The following is a 2747-nucleotide window of genomic DNA, read 5'->3' as shown; positions in this document are numbered from 1 at the left end:
AAGTACGAGCACTTAAGGGCAACGATTATTAAGATCATCGATGAGAACCCGGCGTATGGGTACAGACGGATCAAACACGAGCTTTTAGGCCTAGGTATCGTGCTGAACCACAAACCGTTAAGAAAGTTGCTCAAAGCCTGGAAGCTTTGCGCAGTGCGGAAGATAAAGCCACGGGCAAAAAGCGGTATCGCGCAGATACTTAAAAGACCTGGGCGAGCGCGTTAATCTCGGGCTCGGCATGAGCGCGCCAAAGTTATTTGAAATCGTTTTCGTGCATTACGACTTTGCCGGCGTGCTTGAGCCGATCAACCAGGATGCCAGCAGTATCTTTGAAAAGGGAACAGGGCGCATAGTACCGGTTAAATTCCAGCTAAAAGATGCCAACAACAACTTCATCTCAACAGCTCGCGCATCAATTAGCCTTAAGAAACTCGAAGATACGGCTACCGACACTAAGGTAGAGACGCCATCAACCGGTACGGCAAGCACGGGCAATAGCTTCGCCTATGATAGCGGTGCTAATGCATATATCTACAACTTGGTATTAGATAAGCTCTCGGCAGGGACCTGGAGATTCAACTTCGAACTTGATGACGGGACAATGAAATATGTTGATATCTCAGTGAGGTAGTCGTATTTGCCGACACTTGGATAATCTTCTAACAATAAAGCCCGGTTCTTTGCCGGGCTTTATACTATCCGCTTACAATCGACACGCTTGAGAAGGCGATGTAGATTACGGTCTTTATTTTCTAAATTGCTCGGATGTAATCTTGTTAGAAGCACAAAAAAAGAGGCCCGTGTAAAAACGGGCCTCTTTTGTGTTGTATGTAAGTTGTCGGTAATTCCTTGTAAGTCTTTGTTAGTAATACTTGTGAGTATTCAGTTGTGACTAGTCTTACGGCAGACCTCTCAAGAGGAGATCGTCGTTCTTGTCATCAGCGGTTACTTTGTTGCCCAATGCATCATACTGAATATCAGTATGGTTGCTTGTGCTTGTAGCACCCCAAACCGTTGGGTTGTGGCAGTCTAAGCAGACGCTGTCAAGGTCATGTGCCTTAGGCTGGCCTACGCCGCCATAGTAGCCTGTCCTTGATTGACCAGCCATTACGAATGCTGTCTCGCCAGCAGGTACACCAGTTCTTGCTGGATCGATACCGAAGAGGTCGTCTTTCAGCATCTTCCAACCGAGTGTACGGTGCGGGAAGCTAAGACCATCGTCTGAGCAAGCTGCAGCTTGGATGCCTGGATTTGCTCTCCAGCCAGTCCAGCCAACAGTACGCGAATTCTTGATCTGACCAACGATCGATTGGCCGCCTTTGCTCGTTGCTTGGTTAGCAACTGCGAGCTCGTTTATACCGCCTGTGGTCGGCTTGTCCATTACGTATGCTGTAACAGGAGCAACGCTCTCTGGCGTTGGGCTCGGCATACCAACCATAGTGAACATAGCTGCGAACAGGTAGGTAATACCAGCTCTTGTGTTGTCCTCAGCTAAACCAGCTGTTGTGGTATTGATTCCATCAGCCATCGGGTCTGTGTTGTGGCAAGCACCACAACCGCTTGAACCTTTGTGGCAGTTACGGCACCTTGGGCCTGTCAATTGTCCATCCTCCGGATTGAACTTCATTGCACGGCTTCAGTGACGTGAGTTAGAATCGTGGCCGTATGCTATATCATACGAGCCTTTCCAATTGGTCGTATCGCCGGTGACTACCGGAGCCTCTAAGCTACCAACCTTACCGCTGGTTTGTGTCTGGCCGCGGAGTGCGCGATCCTCACTGAACAGCGGAGCTGCGATGGTCGAGAGACCTGCGTTGCCGTCGTGGCAGTCGGTGCAGAACTCATCAACGATAAGCGATTTGCAGAACGGGTTGCGGACATTAAAGCCATACTGATCGCTTGTCCATGCCTTACCGTTTACAAGACCCACGTTTGGATTTACATCAGTTGGGTTTGGACCAAATGGCATCGATTGCGGAGCAAATCCGAACATTTGCGTGGTATCAATGATAGCCGCGCTACCGACTGGTGTGTTCCAGCTGATCGGAATCTTGTTAACCGGATATGCTTTGGTTGCGTCAAACTCGTTAAGAGCTGCGGTAACCATATCCGGAATCTCCTGGCCAATCGCGAGCGTTACAGGAGCATCCTGTACAGGAGCACCGCCGAACGGAGCCATGCCGTTTGCGCTCGGTACTGTCCAGATGTCAACTGGCTGTACGCCAGCTGAATTTGCCGAGATCTCTTTGTCCGGGTTCTTCAGAAGGAGCCAGCTACCTGCGAGGTAGTATGGTTTTGCCTTATTCGGAAGCGGACCGCCGAGAGCAGGAACCCATGCGAACTTATTCAGAGCCTCATGACCAGGTGTTGGATCGTAAACAGTCTGAGCAAAGCCCTCGCCGCCTGATGTGTACATGTCGTGGCCTGGGTTTCCAAGGTTGTATACCTGACCGCTCATAACATCGACGATTGACTGAATCGGCTTGCCGTCCTGATTGTAACCAAGCATCCTTGCCGGGTTAGCGTGCGGGCTGTGGCAATCGAAGCAAGAGAAGCCACCCATGTAATAGTTAGGCGTAAATGCCGGATAGGTGTCATCTGGGGCCTTCCACTTGCCGTTGTCAATACCGTAACCCATGGTGTGACCAACGTTGTACTCAGTGGTGTAGTTGTCATTGTTGTCCATTTGGATGTTGTAGCCTGAGCCTGCGCCGGTGCCGTGGCACCAATCGCATGCCTCAAACCTT

The 2747-nt window shown here is 50.3% G+C and carries 4 protein-coding genes; 2 read left to right on the top strand and 2 right to left on the bottom strand.

What is annotated here, in order from left to right; all coding sequences use genetic code 11:
• Together VGK02_00020 and VGK02_00015 are read left to right on the top strand one after the other, a co-directional pair.
• On the top strand, positions 1-225 hold a 225-nt coding region (locus VGK02_00020; protein ID HEY3373440.1), incomplete at its 5' end, for an IS3 family transposase.
• 13 nt (positions 226-238) lie between these two features.
• Positions 239-631, top strand: coding sequence for a PxKF domain-containing protein (locus tag VGK02_00015; GenBank protein HEY3373439.1), 393 nt, complete (start codon positions 239-241; stop codon positions 629-631).
• A gap of 267 nt (positions 632-898) precedes the next feature.
• On the opposite strand, the gene VGK02_00010 is transcribed toward VGK02_00015, so the two are convergent.
• Positions 899-1600: a hypothetical protein gene (locus VGK02_00010; GenBank protein HEY3373438.1), complete on the bottom strand. Its 702-nt coding sequence runs from the start codon at positions 1598-1600 to the stop codon at positions 899-901.
• Between the two features lie 36 nt (positions 1601-1636).
• A partial coding sequence (locus tag VGK02_00005) for a hypothetical protein (GenBank protein HEY3373437.1) occupies positions 1637-2747 on the bottom strand: 1111 nt, incomplete at its 5' end.

The sequence above is a fragment of the Candidatus Aquicultor sp. genome (genome assembly GCA_036504445.1).
Classification (GTDB): domain Bacteria; phylum Actinomycetota; class Aquicultoria; order Aquicultorales; family Aquicultoraceae; genus DASXVE01.
This window is presented reverse-complemented; position numbering and strand designations above follow the sequence as displayed.